We start from the raw sequence: 252 nt of genomic DNA, 5'->3' as shown, positions 1-252 counted from the left end.
GCGGCTTGTTGCTCAGCTGGAAGTTGAAGGTGACGTTCTCGTCGCCTTCTTTTGCCGGCAGCGAGCTGACGGCCACAGTGGTGTTGTCGATAGTGTCTTCGACAGTCGCGGTATTGGTCGCGCCAGTCAGGTCGACACCTTCGTAGTTGCCGCCGTTAACAGCGGTGACGGTAGCAGTCACGGTCGAAGCATCTTTGTAGACGTCTTCAACGTTGGTGTTCGGAACCTGGAGGGTGCCTTTACCGTCTGCAT

General features: G+C 56.7%; 1 protein-coding gene. It reads right to left on the bottom strand.

Annotated elements, in window-relative coordinates; translation table 11 throughout:
• Positions 1-252: immunoglobulin-like domain-containing protein (locus F3J45_RS29765; RefSeq protein ID WP_167070885.1), on the bottom strand; the 252-nt coding region annotated here is incomplete at both ends.

The organism is Pantoea sp. Ap-967, from assembly GCF_011752565.1.
Classification (GTDB): Bacteria; Pseudomonadota; Gammaproteobacteria; order Pseudomonadales; family Pseudomonadaceae; genus Aquipseudomonas.
This window is presented reverse-complemented; position numbering and strand designations above follow the sequence as displayed.